This window comes from Brevibacillus halotolerans (genome assembly GCF_026891775.1).
In the GTDB taxonomy this organism is placed as follows: domain Bacteria; phylum Bacillota; class Bacilli; order Brevibacillales; family Brevibacillaceae; genus Brevibacillus_B; species Brevibacillus_B halotolerans.
The window spans coordinates 239,284-256,911 of record NZ_JAPTNK010000005.1 but is presented as its reverse complement, the minus strand read 5'-3'; the positions used below and the strand labels follow the sequence as shown (position 1 = coordinate 256,911).

At 42.1% G+C, this 17,628-nt stretch carries 24 protein-coding genes; 4 read left to right on the top strand and 20 right to left on the bottom strand.

Annotation, left to right across the window (positions count from 1 at the left end):
• Positions 1-25: 25 nt before the first annotated feature.
• Together O0550_RS09705 and O0550_RS09700 are read right to left on the bottom strand one after the other, a co-directional pair.
• Positions 26-460 (bottom strand): GNAT family N-acetyltransferase, encoded by a 435-nt coding sequence (locus tag O0550_RS09705; protein WP_101668804.1) that lies wholly within the window; start codon positions 458-460, stop codon positions 26-28.
• 40 nt (positions 461-500) lie between these two features.
• On the bottom strand, positions 501-656 hold the full coding sequence (locus tag O0550_RS09700; protein ID WP_003339682.1) for a hypothetical protein: 156 nt from the start codon (positions 654-656) through the stop codon (positions 501-503).
• A gap of 304 nt (positions 657-960) precedes the next feature.
• Here O0550_RS09700 and O0550_RS09695 point away from each other — a divergent pair, with 304 nt between their 5' ends.
• From O0550_RS09695 to O0550_RS09685, 3 genes are all read left to right on the top strand, one after another.
• Entirely contained in the window at positions 961-1,509 is a 549-nt protein-coding gene (locus O0550_RS09695) for a hemerythrin domain-containing protein (protein ID WP_163245494.1), read from the top strand.
• A gap of 267 nt (positions 1,510-1,776) precedes the next feature.
• Complete coding sequence (locus O0550_RS09690; protein WP_258426156.1) at positions 1,777-2,712, top strand: helix-turn-helix transcriptional regulator; 936 nt, start codon at positions 1,777-1,779, stop codon at positions 2,710-2,712.
• 80 nt (positions 2,713-2,792) lie between these two features.
• Positions 2,793-3,575 (top strand): zinc ribbon domain-containing protein, encoded by a 783-nt coding sequence (locus O0550_RS09685; protein ID WP_003339691.1) that lies wholly within the window; start codon positions 2,793-2,795, stop codon positions 3,573-3,575.
• Between the two features lie 62 nt (positions 3,576-3,637).
• On the opposite strand, the gene O0550_RS09680 is transcribed toward O0550_RS09685, so the two are convergent.
• From O0550_RS09680 to O0550_RS09665, 4 genes are all read right to left on the bottom strand, one after another.
• Entirely contained in the window at positions 3,638-4,018 is a 381-nt protein-coding gene (locus O0550_RS09680) for a hotdog family protein (RefSeq protein WP_003339694.1), read from the bottom strand.
• Positions 4,015-4,833, bottom strand: a complete 819-nt coding sequence (locus tag O0550_RS09675; protein WP_003339696.1) for a TrmB family transcriptional regulator — start codon at positions 4,831-4,833, stop codon at positions 4,015-4,017. Before O0550_RS09675 ends, O0550_RS09680 begins: the two co-directional genes overlap by 4 nt.
• A gap of 859 nt (positions 4,834-5,692) precedes the next feature.
• Positions 5,693-7,870, bottom strand: coding sequence for an acyltransferase family protein (locus tag O0550_RS09670; protein WP_258426155.1), 2,178 nt, complete (start codon positions 7,868-7,870; stop codon positions 5,693-5,695).
• Positions 7,863-8,006, bottom strand: a complete 144-nt coding sequence (locus O0550_RS09665; protein WP_003336545.1) for a hypothetical protein — start codon at positions 8,004-8,006, stop codon at positions 7,863-7,865. Before O0550_RS09665 ends, O0550_RS09670 begins: the two co-directional genes overlap by 8 nt.
• Before the next feature lie 994 nt (positions 8,007-9,000).
• Between O0550_RS09665 and O0550_RS09660 the strand changes: the two genes are divergently transcribed.
• Positions 9,001-9,507 carry a DNA-deoxyinosine glycosylase gene (locus tag O0550_RS09660; protein ID WP_003339703.1) on the top strand — a complete coding sequence of 169 codons (507 nt, stop codon included), beginning with the start codon at positions 9,001-9,003 and terminating at the stop codon, positions 9,505-9,507.
• 272 nt (positions 9,508-9,779) lie between these two features.
• Here the strand turns inward: O0550_RS09660 and O0550_RS09655 are convergent, their stop codons facing one another.
• From O0550_RS09655 to O0550_RS09590, 14 genes are all read right to left on the bottom strand, one after another.
• Positions 9,780-10,367 carry a GNAT family N-acetyltransferase gene (locus O0550_RS09655; protein ID WP_258426154.1) on the bottom strand — a complete coding sequence of 196 codons (588 nt, stop codon included), beginning with the start codon at positions 10,365-10,367 and terminating at the stop codon, positions 9,780-9,782.
• A gap of 92 nt (positions 10,368-10,459) precedes the next feature.
• Positions 10,460-10,645 (bottom strand): hypothetical protein, encoded by a 186-nt coding sequence (locus O0550_RS09650; RefSeq protein WP_096887421.1) that lies wholly within the window; start codon positions 10,643-10,645, stop codon positions 10,460-10,462.
• Positions 10,646-11,371 (bottom strand): N-acetylmuramoyl-L-alanine amidase, encoded by a 726-nt coding sequence (locus O0550_RS09645; RefSeq protein WP_258426153.1) that lies wholly within the window; start codon positions 11,369-11,371, stop codon positions 10,646-10,648. It lies immediately after the preceding gene.
• A 15-nt stretch (positions 11,372-11,386) separates the two neighbouring features.
• Positions 11,387-11,653 carry a BhlA/UviB family holin-like peptide gene (locus O0550_RS09640; protein ID WP_003336539.1) on the bottom strand — a complete coding sequence of 89 codons (267 nt, stop codon included), beginning with the start codon at positions 11,651-11,653 and terminating at the stop codon, positions 11,387-11,389.
• Positions 11,654-11,785: 132 nt separating this feature from the next.
• Positions 11,786-11,914 (bottom strand): CD1375 family protein, encoded by a 129-nt coding sequence (locus O0550_RS09635; RefSeq protein WP_255253148.1) that lies wholly within the window; start codon positions 11,912-11,914, stop codon positions 11,786-11,788.
• A 2-nt stretch (positions 11,915-11,916) separates the two neighbouring features.
• A complete protein-coding gene (locus O0550_RS09630; protein WP_003336537.1) occupies positions 11,917-12,078 on the bottom strand; it encodes a hypothetical protein in 162 nt (53 codons plus the stop codon).
• Positions 12,075-13,655 (bottom strand): Ig-like domain-containing protein, encoded by a 1,581-nt coding sequence (locus O0550_RS09625; protein ID WP_258426152.1) that lies wholly within the window; start codon positions 13,653-13,655, stop codon positions 12,075-12,077. The genes O0550_RS09630 and O0550_RS09625 overlap by 4 nt, the downstream gene beginning before the upstream one ends.
• Positions 13,656-13,736: 81 nt before the next feature.
• Positions 13,737-14,012, bottom strand: a complete 276-nt coding sequence (locus O0550_RS09620; RefSeq protein WP_181748608.1) for a hypothetical protein — start codon at positions 14,010-14,012, stop codon at positions 13,737-13,739.
• A complete protein-coding gene (locus tag O0550_RS09615) occupies positions 14,012-14,293 on the bottom strand; it encodes a hypothetical protein (protein ID WP_258426151.1) in 282 nt (93 codons plus the stop codon). The genes O0550_RS09620 and O0550_RS09615 overlap by 1 nt, the downstream gene beginning before the upstream one ends.
• On the bottom strand, positions 14,293-14,880 hold the full coding sequence (locus tag O0550_RS09610; RefSeq protein WP_258426150.1) for a YmfQ family protein: 588 nt from the start codon (positions 14,878-14,880) through the stop codon (positions 14,293-14,295). Before O0550_RS09610 ends, O0550_RS09615 begins: the two co-directional genes overlap by 1 nt.
• Positions 14,877-15,704, bottom strand: coding sequence for a baseplate J/gp47 family protein (locus O0550_RS09605; protein ID WP_258426149.1), 828 nt, complete (start codon positions 15,702-15,704; stop codon positions 14,877-14,879). Before O0550_RS09605 ends, O0550_RS09610 begins: the two co-directional genes overlap by 4 nt.
• A gap of 96 nt (positions 15,705-15,800) precedes the next feature.
• Entirely contained in the window at positions 15,801-15,929 is a 129-nt protein-coding gene (locus tag O0550_RS09600; protein ID WP_258426176.1) for a CD1375 family protein, read from the bottom strand.
• Between the two features lie 18 nt (positions 15,930-15,947).
• Positions 15,948-16,163, bottom strand: coding sequence for a hypothetical protein (locus O0550_RS09595; RefSeq protein WP_258426148.1), 216 nt, complete (start codon positions 16,161-16,163; stop codon positions 15,948-15,950).
• The gene (locus O0550_RS09590; RefSeq protein WP_258426147.1) at positions 16,163-17,623 is read right to left on the bottom strand and encodes an Ig-like domain-containing protein; all 1,461 of its coding nucleotides are present in this window, start codon (positions 17,621-17,623) and stop codon (positions 16,163-16,165) included. The genes O0550_RS09595 and O0550_RS09590 overlap by 1 nt, the downstream gene beginning before the upstream one ends.
• Positions 17,624-17,628: the final 5 nt, after the last annotated feature.

The window sequence follows — 17,628 nt, the reverse complement described above, 5'->3', positions numbered from 1 at the left end:
AAAAAAATTTGATACTTTTTGCTGTTTACTTCAAGCTCATAATCACATTGCGTTCCTGAAACCCAAGCTTTTCATAAAGCACCTTTGCTCGATTAGCTACATAAACATTTAGTCTGATTTCAGCATATCCCTGTTCTTTTAGCCTCTGAATGGCCCCTTCCATTAGTGGTTTCGCATATCCCTTTCCACGTGACTCGGGCATGACATAGAGCTCGAAAATATAACCGAGCTCTTTATTCGTAAACTGCTCGGTGATGCTACCCGCTAGTACCCAGCCAACGATTTGCTCGTTCTGCTTACCTACCAGATACCAAGCCCCTTTCTCCAGCAATTGGTGAATGGGTTCCTCAATGCTTTCGAAATCCACGTTAATATAACCCAGGGTTCCTTCCTGTAGTGCTTGGGGTGTCTTTTCATATAAAAATTTCATATCCTCTTTTGATGCCATTTTGATTTCCATGTTAGCTGTCTCCTTCGCTTTTCAGAAAATGATGCATGCCTTATTCCTTTGGTAAAACAACTAGAATGAACGTAGCAATCGGCCCTCCTAGCAAGGACAAGAGAAACCAGATAAGTCCCGATCGATTTTTCCCTTGTGCAAGTCCAGCATTAATGAGAGCGAGCGTTCCCCACCCTACTATGTACTCGTTATTCATTCGATTCAGCCCTCTTTCCATCGATTAAAATCTTGCTCACTTACAAATCCGAACCTGTAAACATTTCTATTGTAACAAATTTTCTGCAAATAATAAAAAAACAGCGTTATTTGTGTAAAAACAGGCTACTTACGTAAGATCAAATAGTCTAGTTCCGGCACTATTTCTACATGATTTACCACTCAGGGACGTTATCTTCTCGAATTTTTTGAAAAATACGTGATCTGAATCACACCTTTCGTCCATTTGTTTCGATAGATTTACTATTGTAGGAAATCAGAACGAAAGATGAGTTGATACGCTTATGACTACTCCTATATACAAACCACAGTTGGACATGACAGATTGGACTAAATCAGATCAGGATAAATACAACAAGCTGACCTCGATCATCGATCCACATCTACACTCTTTTGTTGCTGAGCATGCCATGCTGGAAAATCTGATGGATAAGGTACGAGAAGGTTACGATTTAGAAGTATATCGCCTCGCTCTACAAGAGATAAAAGAGGAGCTGGAGCATCATTTTTTATATGAGGAAACATTCATTTTAGGCAAGCTACAGAACCATATCGCTGAAACAGAAGTAGGCCCCATCGCAAAATTAGTACAGGACCATGTGATCATTCGTAAGCATTATAACGAAGCGAAGGAGCTGTTTGAGCAAGAGCAAGTAAAGGAATGCAGTGAATTGTTACTGCAAAAAATGAACTTCTTAGCTTACCTATTGAAAAAGCATATTGAGAAAGAAGATCATTATATTTTTCCATTGGTAAGCCTTGTGCTATCAGAGGAAGAAAAGAAAGCAATAGCCGAAGAAGTGCGTCTTGCTGATTTACAAAGACAAATCTAGTCTAGGTATCATTTCTATTGGTACGAAAAATGAAATAATTTCTATATGAAAAAGCATGTTCACTCTTACTCGTAAGCTGTGAGCATGCTTTTTCCTCTTCATATGGCACTATGGTAAGCTGATTATAGGAAAAAGCTACAAGGAAAGCGATTCTTTGCATACCGAACATGAGTAAGAAATCAATTGGCTACGAAGGATTTCCCTTCCTCAGACAGTACACATAAATTTTTTCCACCTATCATTTTTTGTAGAAATGGAGAATGTACATTGAAAATAGACCGCTTACTTTCCATCATTATTATTTTGCTAAACCGTAATCTTGTACAAGCGAAGGACTTAGCTGAGCAATTTGAGGTGTCTATTCGGACCATTTATCGTGATATTGAAACGATTAATCAAGCGGGTATTCCGATCGTTACCTATCAGGGTGCAAACGGAGGTATTGGTCTTGCTGAAGGGTATCGACTCGATCGTCAATTGCTGACGAATAATGATCTCGCCACGATCGTCACCTCGTTACAAAGTATCTCGACCATGGATAAAAGTGAAAGTCATCAGTTTTTAGTGGAAAAAATTAATAGCATTATTCCACATGCTCAAAAGGAACAATTTCAATGGAAAACGCAGCAATTTCTCGTTGATCTCTCCCCTTGGGGGCAAAATGAAAGATTGGAAGAATCTATTTTAACGGTTAAACAGGCTATCGAAGCAAATAAATTGCTACGCTTCGTCTATTCTAATGCACGAGGGGAACAGAGTGACCGAATTGTTGAGCCTCATATTCTGCTTGTAAAGGGACGTTCCTGGTACTTGTACGGGTTCTGTCAAAACAAGCTCGATTTTCGCTTGTTTAAGCTATATCGCATGAAGAAGCTTACTGTGCTTGATACAACTTTTATCAGGCGAAATATTCAAGCTGACGAGCTCCCATGGGTACAGAAATGGAATGATTCTGCTACGATGGTTCATCTGGTCTTACGTTTTGCCCCAGATTCTCGTCATATAGCGGAAGAGTGGTTTGGTGTAGAGGAATTGTTTGAGCAAGAGGGAGGATATGTAACCGTATCCGCCAGTTTTCCCGAGGATAATTGGCTTTACGGTTTTATTCTTAGTTTTGGGCCCTCCGTAGAGGTAATAGAGCCCGAGTCGATTAAAGCTAAAATAAAAACATTAGCAGCCGCCATTGTTGAAAAATATGTATAAAAATGATTCTTGGAAACCTGACAGAGAGTTGTCAGGTTTTGCTTCTTATACTGTTAGTAAACCAAGAAGGAGTGATAGAAATGACCATTACCTTTTGCCAAAGCTGTAGCATGCCGCTTCATGAAGAAGTGCTAGGTACAGAGAAGGACAACAGCAAATCACAGGAATACTGCTCATACTGCTATGATCAGGGAGCGTTTACTGCACCCGACTGCACAATGGAACAAATGATAGAAATATGTATTCCTCACATGGTAGGAGATGGAATGAGTGAGCAACAGGCCCGTACCATGTTAACAGGACTATTCCCTCAATTAAAACGTTGGGCACAGGAAAATCACACAGCTAGTTCCCAGCACCCCCTTGAGGAACCTAGACTCGTTCGTCTTGAAGAGTTCACGATTGCGGGAATTTCTGCCCGTACAACCAATGCTCGCGAGCTCTCTGGAAATGGTGTCATCAGTGGGCTGTGGAATCGGTATTTCTCTGAAAATATAGCAAAACAGCTAGCTCAGCATAGTCTATCCCAGAAGATCTATGGTGTATATGCAGAGTACGAGAATGGGGCCATTGGGGAATATACCAGTCTAATTGGGAATAGAGTAGCGGACAAGTCGGCGATTGCTAGTCCAAGCATCACCACAATCACGCTACCCGCCGCTCAATACGCTGTCTTCACTTCCAGACGTGGCCCTTTATCTGAGGTGGTCATAGAGGCTTGGCAATTCATCTGGGCATGGTCTATGAATAGTGAGCTTTCCCGCACCTTCACAGGCGATTTTGAACACTATGATGAGCGAGCTAGCAATCCCAATGACGCCATTGTTGAAATATATATAGCAGTTGAGGCTCCTGGCCAATAAAAGCTCAAGCAGACACGTGAGTAGCCCTCCTGCTCATTCGTGCCTGCTTTTTTACTTTGGTCTCATTCTGCCTCCTTTCGAATAATGCCGTGACTGGTTCCGATTAATACCTCTTTCTCTGCTTGATTGTAATAGACAAACGATAACGCTACCTTGTCAAAGCCCTCCATGGGTGTAATCTCTTTAATTGTTACCTCACAGGTGATCGTATCCCCCGTAAACACCGGACGCAAAAATTCGTTGTTAAACTCCCTCGCAATGTAATGGAGATCGCCGCCTATTTTGGTTCCAATGCTTGCAGTTAATAAACCATGCACCATAAGTCTACCTTGTTCATCACGCTCCATATGATGCCTGCCTTTATCCCCCGTAATCTCTGCAAAATGGAGCGTTTCTTCCTCTGTAAAGGTTCTTGTCCATGTTAATATATCTCCTGGTTTCATAGCGTACCTCCTCCTTTATAGCCTGTTACTACATGAGACAGGTCAGGCCGATTACGCCAGAGCCGCTCTACCTTATCAGCCCCGTATTCTCGTGTAACCTCTTCAATCATGATGTCGTGTCTTACATATTCGGTGGCTACAAGTACAAGTGCTGGATTCCTTGTTTTAATAGCCCATGGCACACCACGTTCATTAAAGTTGGCTATAATAACCTCTTCCCCATCTCTTGCTGCAATCGTTAATTGTCCTCCCATTCGCTCTTGTACAACCTCTGGTGACATATAGTTATGGGGAAAGGTGTAGCCAAGACTAACTCCCTCAGCACCAAACACTATCGAAAATACCGAAATATTCCGATTGACTGCCTGTTGAATTTGCTCATATAGTTCGCCTACCTGTGGCTCCCAAATGGACAACCACAGCTCACTTTTCGCCTGATATATCGTATCTGACAGCTCTTGTATCACGTGATCATACCCACTCAGATGCATAATCACATCAATAGCAGGATCTTTCTCCAATGTTTCTAACGAATGCTCCAGATAATGAATCGTTTCCTCCATATTATTTCTTAAACGCTCCAGCATCTGTTTAGCAGGAACAGGCGCATATTTAACTGGGTCAGTCGGTACCAAATAAGCGGCTCCTCTGTCGATTAATTTGCCTAATACTTCATAAATCATCGAACGCGGAACCCCTGAACGTTTGCTCACTTCATATCCAGTAGCCGGCGCTTGCTGTATCAAACTAACGTAGGCCTTGCTCTCATATTGGGAAAATCCCAGCTTGTGTAGCTGACTATAGATCGTCTCCACTGCTTCGCCTCCCTTTGCGCAAAGGTAAAAGTGATAGTCACAATACTTATTAGAAGTCATAACCTTGTTTTCCTGTTTAAAAGGAGGAAAAATAAATCTACCGGCATAAAATTGATTACATTCATCCTAGTAGGAAAGCGGATAAAATTCCTTGTTGGAGGAATAGTATTGCTCCCCTTCTATTTGTGAAAGATTCCTTCATTCTATACAGGTTAATACATGTAGGATTTGTCCTGATTGTACAAAAGCCTTTCTGATCATGGGAAGTTTTTTCTGGTCGTACAAAAGCCTTTCTAAATCATAGAAGTTTTTGCGGTCGTATAAAAGCCTTTCTAATCATAAAAAGTTTTTTCCATCGCACAAAAGCCTTTCTAATCATAGAAAGTTTTTTCCATCGTACAAAAGCCTTTCTAAATCATAGAAGTTTTTCCATCGCACAAAAGCCTTTCTAATCATAGAAGTTTTTTCCATCGTACAAAAGCCCTTCTAATCATAGGAGTTTTTTCCATCGCACAAAAGCCTTTCTAAATCATAGAAGTTTTTCCATCGCACAAAAGCCTTTCTAATCATAGAAGTTTTTCCATCGCACAAAAGCCTTTCTAATCATAGAAGTTTCTCCATCCCACAAAAGCCTTTCTAAATCATAGAAGTTTTTCCATCGCACAAAAGTCTTTCTAATCATAGAAGTTTCTCCATCGCACAAAAGCCTTTCTAAATCATAGAAAGTTTTTTTCCAGTCGCACAACACTCCTCCTGCTCATGCAAAATTCTGGATGGTACAAAAAAGCCTCCTTTCATCTACCGGTAACAACTCTTTGATTCCCGTTTAGAAAAAGAGGCTTTTTTGCCTTATAAAGATTTATTTGAGTACACCAGAGAGTAAAGCGGCAAATGCCTTTGCTCCTTCTGGCTCCAGATGAACACCATCTCGTGAGAAATAAGAGTCTTTCCCAGCGCTTGCCGTGTACCAATCTACTAGTAGAGTATTGGGATGACTGTTCGCTACCTCTGCCAGTGTAGCGTTTACTACGCTCTCCCACGGACGCGGAACGCGAGTATTGACGAGAATAATCTGTTTTTCATCTCCAAGCGATTTTAATAAGCTCTCCAATTGTATCTTGGTAAACGCTCCGTTTGTACCAAGCTCAAGAACAATCCGACTTCCAAGCTTCCCTCTCTTTTTATATTGGGCTACTAGCTCAGGAGTTTGACGCAATTGTCTACCAACTTTGGCGTCGATCGTGATCCCTGGCAGTAGCTTTTGCAGGTGTGGAGCTACGTCTAGCATAATGGAATCTCCAAACACGGTGATGCCTTTACCAGCTTTCGTAGAAGGAGTAGCCTTTTCTTCTGTATCTGTCTTAGAAGGCTTCTCTGCTTTTGAGCTGTTTTCTTTCGATTGATGAGCAGTAGAATCATCTTTATCTGTTTCTCGAGCAGAGGAGCCGCTTTCGTTTTCCTTAGAGGATTTTGTTTGCTCAGCTTCATCGCCCTCTGTTGTGGTTTCAGATTGTTTTTCCTCTGACTTTGCCGGCTTCTGCTCTCCATCAGCAACAGATTGTGTAGCATTATGCTTTCCGCTTGTGTCTTGTTTTGCCAGCTCCTGCTGTGAAGAGTTATTTTTTTGTGTTGATGATGCTGTTGTTTTTGTTTTGTCTGCTTCTTTTATCTTTTCCTCAGTTCTATCAGGTGTTTCTCCTAAAGCGACATCTTCTTTTTTCGGTATAAACAAATTAGCTTCCTCAGCATTCGGTTGTTCAATCTGCTGCTTCGACTCAGTATTTACCGTACTAGCTACTGGAATAGAGCTGGCTGTCACATTCCCTCCCCATCCTCCTATCGCAATGCAAGTGGAGCTAAAAACCAAAATAGCAACCATAGAAACAACCCAACGACCAAACAAAACAAATCTCCAGCGCCCATCTTGCATTCTGCGGTATTTTGCAGGCTTTGCAAATGAACCGCGACGAATTGGTTCCTCAACCAAGCGCAAGGATAAACCAGCAAGCGCAATGGTTGCTCCTATTTGAAATATGGCCTTAGGAATGTCTGTTCCATTAGTATGTATGGCGGGCGTACTTAGGACAATAATCGGGTAGTGCCATAAATACATTCCATACGAACGAACACCGATCCAACGCAGGGGCTTAGCTCCCATCAGCTTACCAAAACTACTCGCTGGATGAGCAATCACTGCTACGACTACTGCTGTAGCAATCGACAACAATACAAGACCGCCTTGATACAAAAAGTCCTCATATTGATTGGTATACCAAATCATCCAAAGAATGGTTGCCAGTCCTGCTATCCCTAAAACCTCAAGCGTAATGCGTGCAGGAAGTGAAACCGTTTCAGAAAGCCTAGAGCTGGGCCAGACCATTGCAAGTGCCGCTCCAATCAATAGACCAAACGCTCTCGTATCTGTTCCATAATAAATACGACTCGGGTCAACACCTGGCTCATATAATAGAGCCATTGCGAAAGCGGATACAACCACTCCAGCTAACGTTAAACCTAGCAGCTTGCCTCGACGTGGCGTATTGCGCAGCCCCAAGAGTAATAATAAGGGCCAAATAAGATAAAATTGCTCTTCAACTGCCAAAGACCAGAAATGACCAAAAGGTGAAGCTGGACCAAAGCTTTCAAAGTAAGACACCTCGTGAAAAACCAACCACCAGTTGCTTACATAGAGAAGCGCTGCTACAATTTCTCCTCGCAATGCCTGTAGCTGAGCTCGATCAAATAGCGCTAACCAAACCACTACTGCTATCAGCATGACTATCATAGCCGGTAGCAATCGTTTCGCTCGACGGATCCAAAAATCCTTTAAATCAATTTTTCCTCTCTGTTTCCACTGTGATATCAATATATCCGTAATCAGGTATCCAGATAGTACAAAAAAAACTCCAACACCCAGCAAGCCTCCTGGTGCCCAATTGACATTGAGGTGATAAAGAATGACAGCAAATACGGCAAGGGCACGTAAGCCATCTAGTCCCGGCATATAACGGCCATGACCTTGAAGCGGTTTAGGCATTACATCCACCCCCAATGCCGTACTGTTTTTCCTTCATTGCGGATGTGTTGATTTGTGTTGTTTTTGGCGTTATGTTATTCGCTTTTTCTATCCATTCTCTACTTCTGTCTACGATCTTACCTGTCCAGATGCCCATGATGCACACTACCCTTTCACTATCCAAATCATACTGGTTTCTGATCTCTTACTTCATTTCGTTCGTTGTATTCAGCGTCTTCATTCGCCTTATGTAGACAAAAACAGCACTCATATGTAGACAAACAAACAGCCAAAAACCAACAAAAAAATGGTTCTCTATATGATGGGCCTACGCTATTCTGATGCCCCATTCCCTCCTGATCAAACAACAATAACTACCATGATTATAAGACGCTCTTACCAGTAAATCGTTACAAAAAATTTACGATTTTACATTTTTACAAATGCAGTGTTTTTTCCTCAAAACGGAATAAAAACAGAGTATTCCCCTAACAATTCGACAAGTGACAAGAAACCCCAAGAATTGATTATGTAGATTTTTTCTTCACTTGTAAATAGTTGTTTACTGGAGATTTTATTTGCATAAAAATTAATTTTATCCTTTTGTGGAATTTAAATGCTTTTGACGCTTTTAGATTTTTTTATGTGATTTATTACTCCTCCTAATGCTCGGTGTTTCATCTCCTTGTAGATTGTAAAAAAGCCATACTAGGGGTACTCTTCTTCAAAACTAAAAGCTAGAAAATGGAAACCTTCAGGATAGTAACTGTTTGAGCAAAGAAGCATTGATCTGGTTTACTCCATTTAACAACTGAGTTTCTTTGATAAAAGCTCTCCACGAATCAACAGTGGATCGATGTACCTCCTTAATCGCCAAGGGAATCGAGCATGGCTATTTAATCTTTATTTTCAGCAGCATCTTTCTGATAGGCTACTTTGAAGACGATCATTCTGGATGTCCAACTATTTCCTATGTAATTTTTCTATGTAGAAGCAATAATCATGGTAGGGAAACGATTATTTTGGTACTTTACATTTACAATATAGAAACCGAGGTTTTTCTTGTCTCTTAGGAGTTGGATCCTGAATTAATTTATAATAGGAAAAAGAAGACTGATCTTTTTACATTCCTACAGAAAGGATTTTGTCTCATGCTTCAATCATTTCCACCTGTTATTAACAAATCCTGTACAATCTTAATCCTTGGCAGTATGCCCGGCGCCGTCTCATTACGTAAACATGAGTATTACGGAAATCTACGTAATCATTTTTGGCCCATTATGTATGCACTATTTCATGAGCCTATTGCAGAATCATATGAACAACGTCTAGCATTTTTATTAAATAAAAGGATTGCCCTCTGGGATGTTATACAAAATTGCGAGCGGGAAGGCAGTCTCGACTCAGCGATCAAATATGAGAAGATTAATGATTTTGACAGCTTATATGAACAATATCCAGCTATCCAAGCTGTCTTATTTAATGGAACAAAAGCATATCAAAGCTATAAAAAATATCGCGGATTTTCTGACGGTCGTCTCTATTTGACATTGCCTTCAACAAGTCCTACACCTAGTCGTTACATAAAAAACATGCAGGACAAGCTTGGAAAGTGGCAAATCGTACTGGAGCTGTTGGGTGAAAGAAAAGACGAGTAGAAACGAAGAAATAATTTTTATGTGTCTCATGTAGTTGAAATGTGGAAGGTAAATGAACATAACTTTGCTATTACAGTATATTGAATTTGCGGATTGACTGGTGGAATGACTAGCATAGTCGCTTAGAAAATTCCTCGCGAAAAGGATGGGGAAGTAGGCCATAGCTGTTACTGCTATCAAGCATGGCGAATATGTTTCGGTATAAAATTAGGAAGCAGTTATACAATAAATCTACAGTGATAAAACCTGGACAAGCAGAGTGCTTTAGCATCCTATCTGCATCTGTCTCCCACGCTCCACTCCCAACGGTTACAGCCTTTAAACTGACCTGTATGCTGCCAACCAGTCTTAGAAAAGTAGGTATTTAAACTGGCATGAATTGGACAAAGCACTTCGATAGGATACTCACTGAGGTATTGTAGCATGGTATACAATACTCCCTTGCCCCGATAGATCTTGGCCACTGCAAATTGATAAAGTGAGATGGTTTGTGTAGACTTTTTAGGATAAAATCGAAGTGCTGCTACAATCACATCTCCATCAAGCGCCACAAGTATTTGATTTCTACGGACTGCAGCTCTAGTACCATCTGGACAGATGTATTCACGATTAGCAATCGAATCAGAATTTTCAGCAATATATTTTTGGAAGAACTGAACAATTTCTTGAGTCATTAAGGGATGTGCTTGTCTTATGTGCATAAGTACCTCTCGATAGTGAATGATATGACACAACAGAATGTATGTTCTTATTTTTATTTTACAAAAGATAAAGGATAGATGCAAGTTTTTCAGAAGGGCTAACTTCTTTCGTCCTGGAAAAAACTTACTTACTTTTAGTACTAATCGTACCTGTAACAAAACAAAAAAACCTCCCAGCTTACAAAATTGCTGGAAGGCTTAGGTTAACTCAATTCATGATGATAAAGAAATTATGATAGAGTGCATAAATACTATTGTTGCTTTGCTTGTCTGTTATTTAAAAGCACAGCAAGGATAGTCACGACAGCCGAAACCCCGTTTGAAATGGCATTCACCTGATCGTCTGTAATGATTTGGTAGCCTAGTGTATCGGCTAGTAGCTTTATGGAACCGATTATTCCAGCAACTAGTAGTGGTATATTTCCCTGTTCCTTCACTCACGCACCTGCTTTCAGATACTTTGCCATATTTTTAATCAATTGAGCAGCATACTCACCAGCCACCGTTCTAGTAGAGACAGCATTCTGTTTCCAATAGTCAGGAGAGGTAATGATCTTTGCCTGAACAAGAGCATCCACAGCTAATTCAAAATCGTCGTTAGGCGCTTCTACAGCAGGAGAGTACGGATGGCCAATATGACCGCAAAACGCCTTGATCACTGCTTCAGCATAGCGTTTCCAATTATTTTTTAGTTTTTGTGAATCTAAAGCATGATCAATAAATCCATATTCCATAATGATCGTGTCTACTGCACCTGTTTCACGATGCATAAAATAATAGTCTCGCCCGTCAGCACCTACTCGTGTATAGACTCTACGGAACTTTTGTCCCTCGGCAGCTACGGCTTGTGCTAGAGCATTTGCTAGCTGATTGGTAGTGAAGATAGAATGAATCGCTTCCACACCTTCCCCGCCACCTGAGTTGATGTGGTTGGAAATACAGTAGGTGGCCTCGCTTTGTTTGACGAGCGTAGTGCGCTGAGATGGGGTAAGTGTGGTATCTGTCGTCCGAGTGATCGCAGCAGGAAGGTTTAACTCTCTGCACCTTTGTAGCTGGTACAAGCTAATTTGTAGCGTCAAAACCTTCTCCTGCATCTGATTCCCAATTGCTCCCGGATCAACTCCCCCATGCCCTGCATCAATTATTAAAATCGGCTTTGCCATATGCCTATCCTCCTTTTATTCTACCTTTTCTTTTAATTCTTGCAGTTCCATTTCCAACCCCGATAGACTTCGTTCAATCTGCTGTAGGGTTGACGTATTTCGCTCCAATTGAATCACCATGCGTTCATTGTGTTCCATCAGCTTTGCTTCCCGTGTTTGAGCTTGTTTAACCAAAAGAGCCTCGCGATCTCTCCCCTCTTTTTTGGTAGAGAATAACAGCCAGACAAATAGAGCAGCAAACGGACCTTGCTGAAGCAACGCGTTCATTACGCTCTCTTCCATGCCATTTTTCCCTCCTTGGCAGGTTTTGTGTAAAAGAAAAGGCATCTTCATGATTGAAGATGCCCGGAATGTGTGAGTTTTTTCTAATTGATGAAAACAAAAACGCCTCACTCAACATGAGCAGGCGTTCCCTTATTCCTCATTTTGTTTCGCTAGATACTCGGCTACAGGAATTTGATAATCTTTTGGGAGCGAGTCGATGGTACGTCGTTTCGCTTTAACAAGCAAGCTATAAACGGGAATCATGTATTCTCTGACCATTTCTATTCACCCCCTTTCCATTCTTCAAGCGCTTGCTCAAGAGCAGTCATTTTTTCATACAGCTGTGCAATCGCTTCATAGGCTATTACCAGCTCTAAAGACATTTCCTTTTGCTCACGGTCAGCTTGGATCTTAGATAATGCTTTTGGTTTAGTCAGGATCAATCGAATGCACCTCCGAATCCTCTTACGATAATAGGCTCAGTTGCTGTTCCTTTGGTGAATGAAAAGCGTACGCTAACGCCCCATTTTTCTGCTGTTTTTTCCTTGTTGGTGAAGATGAAGCCTCGGTTGAATTTGACATGGTTGCTCGCGTCTTCCCATGTCGGTAACTCGTCGAATGCGTTGTTACATACCTCGGCTTTGTAATCGGCACCGGCAGGAATCGTCGCGTCGATTGTCACTAGGATGCGTTTGGCAGCTATGTCGGTACCGAATGGGTTCCTTAGAGCAAACGCTATCTTGTCGGCTGATCGCCGGAAGGTATACGATCGAGTCGAGGTCATCCCTTTGCTGTCGGTTGCCTCGATTGTAAGGGTGTGTACCGCTGTCAAGGAGAGGCGTAACCATGTGTCCAGTGGGATTGTTGCAGTGTTTTCTTTGCTGTCAGTTCCAGCGAACGTGCGGATCACTTTGCCGTTGATTTTTTCTGTGATGGTAAATGCGTCACCCTCTGGCTCTGTGACGGTGTATGTTTTCGACGGGATAGCGTTTAATACACCGAGGTCTACGTTTTGACCATTGATAACAGGAGGGCGATTGTGGACAACTCGGAACTTGCGGGTCATCTCGGTTGATTTACCGCCTTGGTCGTCCTCTGCCCAGATGGTTAGGGTGTGATCGGTGTTTTCGGCTAGGTCAGAGCCTGTGAGATCGGTGGTGCCGTCATAGAGACGTTTAGCTCGGAATGTTAGGGTTTTGGCAAAAGAAATAGGCGTGCTGCCGTTGGATACTCCGGATTGCAACGCCCTTGTGGTGCCGTTGTTGATGCGGTATTTTATTGTGACTACGTTGTCTTTGTCGGTGTCGGAGGCTGTGCCTTGGATGTTTAACGTAGCGTTTTCGGTTAGGGTTTGGTTGTCGGTTGGGGACGTGAGTACGATAGTCGGATTAGAGTTATCGGAATACTCGATAGTTACCTCATACCGATAGTAATAGGAATAGGTTCTCGAATCACTTCCCGGCTTCGTAACAGAGCCACGGTAGTTTTGAGTATAGTTATACACGTTTGTTGAGGGTTCGGAGACTGTACCAGAATAATAGCCAGTTGCATCTATCCAACGATAGTCCACTCGCCTTTTGCAAGTACCGATAGACCTAGAACTAAGTTGTAAGGTTCCACTGTATCCATCTTGATTGTATGATATGCTGTTAGGCAAAGCGTTCACTACATAATTGTATGCTTCCTCACAAGAATTACCGCCGGGACTCGTTACATTTCTTTCAGTGGAGACGGTCTTAGTTCTGCCGGGGGTGCTACTTATTAGCGCTTGTGTTGGACTGCCGTCTTTATATAACGTACCACTAAAACCATCACTATTATAGGAAGTACTGCTTGGAAAGGAATTTGACGCGCTTGTCTTAGAAGTGGTTACCACTTTGGTTTGGGATGATTCATATGAGCCTCCAGTTTGTACCCTCCTTGTGTAGGAACCACTAGAGAATGTAAACGTCACAGTGTTACCACTAACTTTATATGAAACGGTCCCCGTATTAACTACTACAGACTTAACGCTATTCAATCCCGGTATGGTTAAAGTGTGCGTTTGCGAACTGGATGTCGATTCGTTGAATTGTTTTACTTGCTGTTTTATGGCTGCCATCTACAAAATCACCAACCTTTTGTTAGCCTCGTCATACCAGCCATCTGTTAGTGTGATATCGTTTAAGGTAGAAAAATTTTCAAAAAAAACATTAGCCGTAAAGTTATTAAACACCGCATCTTTTATCGTCTTCACATCAATCTGCAAAGCCGAAATAGCCACTGTATGCTGTTCCAGTAGCTTGTGCGCATCGTCTATTCCTTTTTCCCACCTATTGATATCCGTTTCCGTGACAGGATCATCATAGTTCCAATCTAGTTTAGGATTATAAGGCATCAGTCGTTCGCTCCTCTCACTTCAAATTCAAACCGAAATTCTAATGATTGATCACTTAACACATCTACATTAGCCGTTCTTTCCGTAATAAGATTGCCTGCCTCATCTAGTAGTTTTAGGGAAGATACGTTTGTGATTCCGCTAACCGGCTCCGTTATGACTACAAGCTTTCTTCCCTCTCTTTTGGCAGACCTCAATTGCACCGTTTGATTATTTACGATCAGACTTGCGGCACGAGTTGATAAGTCCTCCACAACTCGTGCCAAATAAGCTTTATCCATTAAATCACCACCTCGTCTTGATCTTTAAGAGGAGTCATACCAGCTCGAAACTCATGTACCCTGTGGTAACGTTTCTGGTTGATTGTAATTCTTTCATGAAACACCATCTCGTCTGATACTGCCAACTGCGGCATAAACACATGTGGGACTCGCTTTCGCTTATGAATATCATGCACCCACGAGGCTACGTCATAAATTGACCATAGGGGAACCGAGATATAGAAATAGCCTGTATCTGGGTTTTCCTCTAAGAGAACGTGATCAGCTGCCTGTTCTTTGATAAAAAGTCTGGTAATACTCTCTGCCAACGCTGGCGTAAAGGGTAAACGCTCCCGATACTTTGCCATCACACGTGCACGTCGTGTCTCATAAGAATCACCTTGCTTGGGGGTAACTCGAAACATATCCTCCCAATAGGGCAGTCCCCATGTAGCCGTTGTGATCATCATTTGCCGCTCTAAGTCTAGTTTGCGAGCCTGTTGATGCTCTCTCTCAGCTTCTCCTGCCTCAAAATGATGCACTGCTGCCAGATTCTCATACCAATAGGGTGGCAGCATCGTCCGATATTTTTCTGGAATCATCGTCATGGCGTACTCACCGTCACATTTTTCACAATCGGTATGGTTGAAAAGGTGAGATCAATATTTTCCTGAGCATTATTTAGCAAAACATTCCGATAATCAATCACACCAGCTACCTTAAACAAGCAGTAGATTTCAGAATAAAGAATCTTTTCACTCTGCTTATTGATATATTCCACAATCTCAGCTTGTATTTGCTGTTTTATTTCGTCAACAGATGCAGAGGACTCCCACTCCAGCAATTCTCCGCTGACAGTCACTTCCAATGCTTTTGCTGCCTGAACCACTAGCTTGTCGTTTAAACTATGCTTATTTGGCTGTGCTAGATGCTTTGTTACTGCTTCTACTAAAGTTTCATCGGCTGGTTGCCCTGTTTGGTCGGTTAACGCAATATGCACTGTGTTTGGTGCCTCACCCCAGATAAACAGCTCTCCTACATTGGGCACTTCTTTTACCCACCGCCTGTAATCGTACTCAGCCCCTGATCCCTCCTCTTCCCCCGCTTTAGCAATCAAGCGTTGGCGATACAGCTCATCGGGCTCAGCCTTTTTTCTCTTCACACCTAAAAACACTCCCCACGCGTCCAAAAATTCCCCGTCTGCCCAAGGTAGATACCATTGCAAAAAGCGATATTCGTCCAATTGTTGTTGCTCAGATATTTCTAATGCGAGTGGATAGTGAAAATCGTAAAAAATTTCGCCTTCTTCTGGGGAAGGTGGCATCTCACCACGGGCCTTAGCAAGTTCACTCGCTCGATTATACATCCGTTGGTAAATCTCTTCGGCTGTTTCGCGTAACAGCGGCATGTCTGGTTTTTTTACTTCTGGCATCTCTGTCACCGCCTTTGTAATTGGAGAGCCGTATAGTCCGGCTCTCCCATGAAAAAACGCCTACTCATCTACACGAGAGGCGATTCCTACTTCTTATTAACTTGATCTGCTAAGAATTCTGCAATTGGCAGTCTGTATGCTTCTGGGAGAATTTTTTTTTGCGTTTTTCACCGTTTCTATTGTCCATTCGCCTGATTTTACTAGGTATGCATAGACAGGGATCATGTATGGTTTTACCATGTTTTATTTGTCACCTTTCATTGATTTCCCTTCGTCTTCTAAAGCTAAAATTCGATCATTTAGCTGTTTTATTGTCTCTTGTGACGATACGTTCTGCTTGTCCAACTGTACAATTGCTTCCAAAATAGATATCAATTCCTCCGGTAATAGAATTTGATGCCCTGGAGTTTCTACAACCTTGCCAAGCTTTCCGTCCGGGTTTCTTTTTATATATTCCACTAGCTAAGCACCCCCACTAGCATGACAGCTGCTTCTTTTGCACTTACATTGGTCTTGCTCAATGTCAGCTTGAATGTAACGTCTGACTTTGCTGTTGCTACCGTACTAATCAACTCATCTTCTGTGATAGAAGTAGTAAGATCAACACTTTCCTTGGTCATTGCTGTATATTGTTCAGGCAGTCCTTTATCTACAAAAGAAGCTTCAGCATCAACGACTAAATTGCCCTTTTCTCTCTTTAGCCAAGCTAGTATTTCTCTAGCTGATCCTTTCGGTGCTAGGATTTTATAACGGGCAACAGACTTCTTCATAGGTGTTTCTGTTACGGCGTTGGTTACATTGAAGGTCTTAACTGTCGATAACCCAAACTGGTCTGTTGCCGTTATGGTTATGGTGTTAGCTCCAGTTTTAAGATCACTAACTTTACATGTATAAGACCAGTTGCCACATGTAACACCATTAAATAACGTTTGATCTGTGCTGCTGTTGAGCTTTGCCTTTACCGTGAGGGTATTTCCGTCTGGATCGGACGCTGTACCTGAGAGAGTAATAGAATCGGGTGGTATCAAACCAGATTGTACAGCAGGGAAAGTACCAACAGTAATAATAGGAGCCTTATTGTGCTTAACGGTAAAAGTACGGGTGACGACATCGGATTTACCACCTTGGTCATCTTCTGCCCATATAGTTACCGTGTAATTGGTTCCCTCTGCCAGTAATCCTGAGACATCTATGGAGCCGTCGTACAGTCTTCCACCCCGGTAAGTTAGTACCTTGGAAAAAGAAAGAGGCGTGCTACCGTTTGATACTCCGGATTGCGCCGCCCTTGCCGTTCCTGTATTGATTTGGTATTTGACTGTGACGACATTACCGTTGTCAATGTCAATCGTAGTTCCTTGTAATGTGAGTGTTTTACTTTCTGTTAAAGATTGATTGTTCTGAGTTGTAACAGAAATTGTAGGTTTCGTATTTGTTACACCAAAATATGCTTCGGACCAATAAAAATCATAACTGGTTTGATAAGTGCCAGCGTACTGTTCTCCCGAAACCTCGGCATAAGAAGCACCTGGTGGCGCCACACCTCTTGCTATAAATTTGTAGTAGATTCCTTTGTCATTTCCAGAGGATTGGTTTACTCCGTAGGTCGTCCCGATTTTTTCCCCCCAAGAGTCTTCTTTAAATTTATACCAGTAGATGCGGGATTCTAACCTACCTACTAGTTCGGATTTTTTTAGCCAAACAATAAACTCATACTCTTTCCCTTGAATGACAGGTATTTTGGTAGATCTAATCTCTGCTGCAAACCCATCTATTTTACCCCTAGAACTGCACCTTACAGCAGTTCCTCCAGTAACTCCAGCATCTGTTACTCTTGCTAACTGAGAATATAGAGCAATGGCTGCTAATCCTTCAGTACCGGTTGCGCCGGACGATTGATTAGGTGTGAGCAAATTGGCCATGGTAT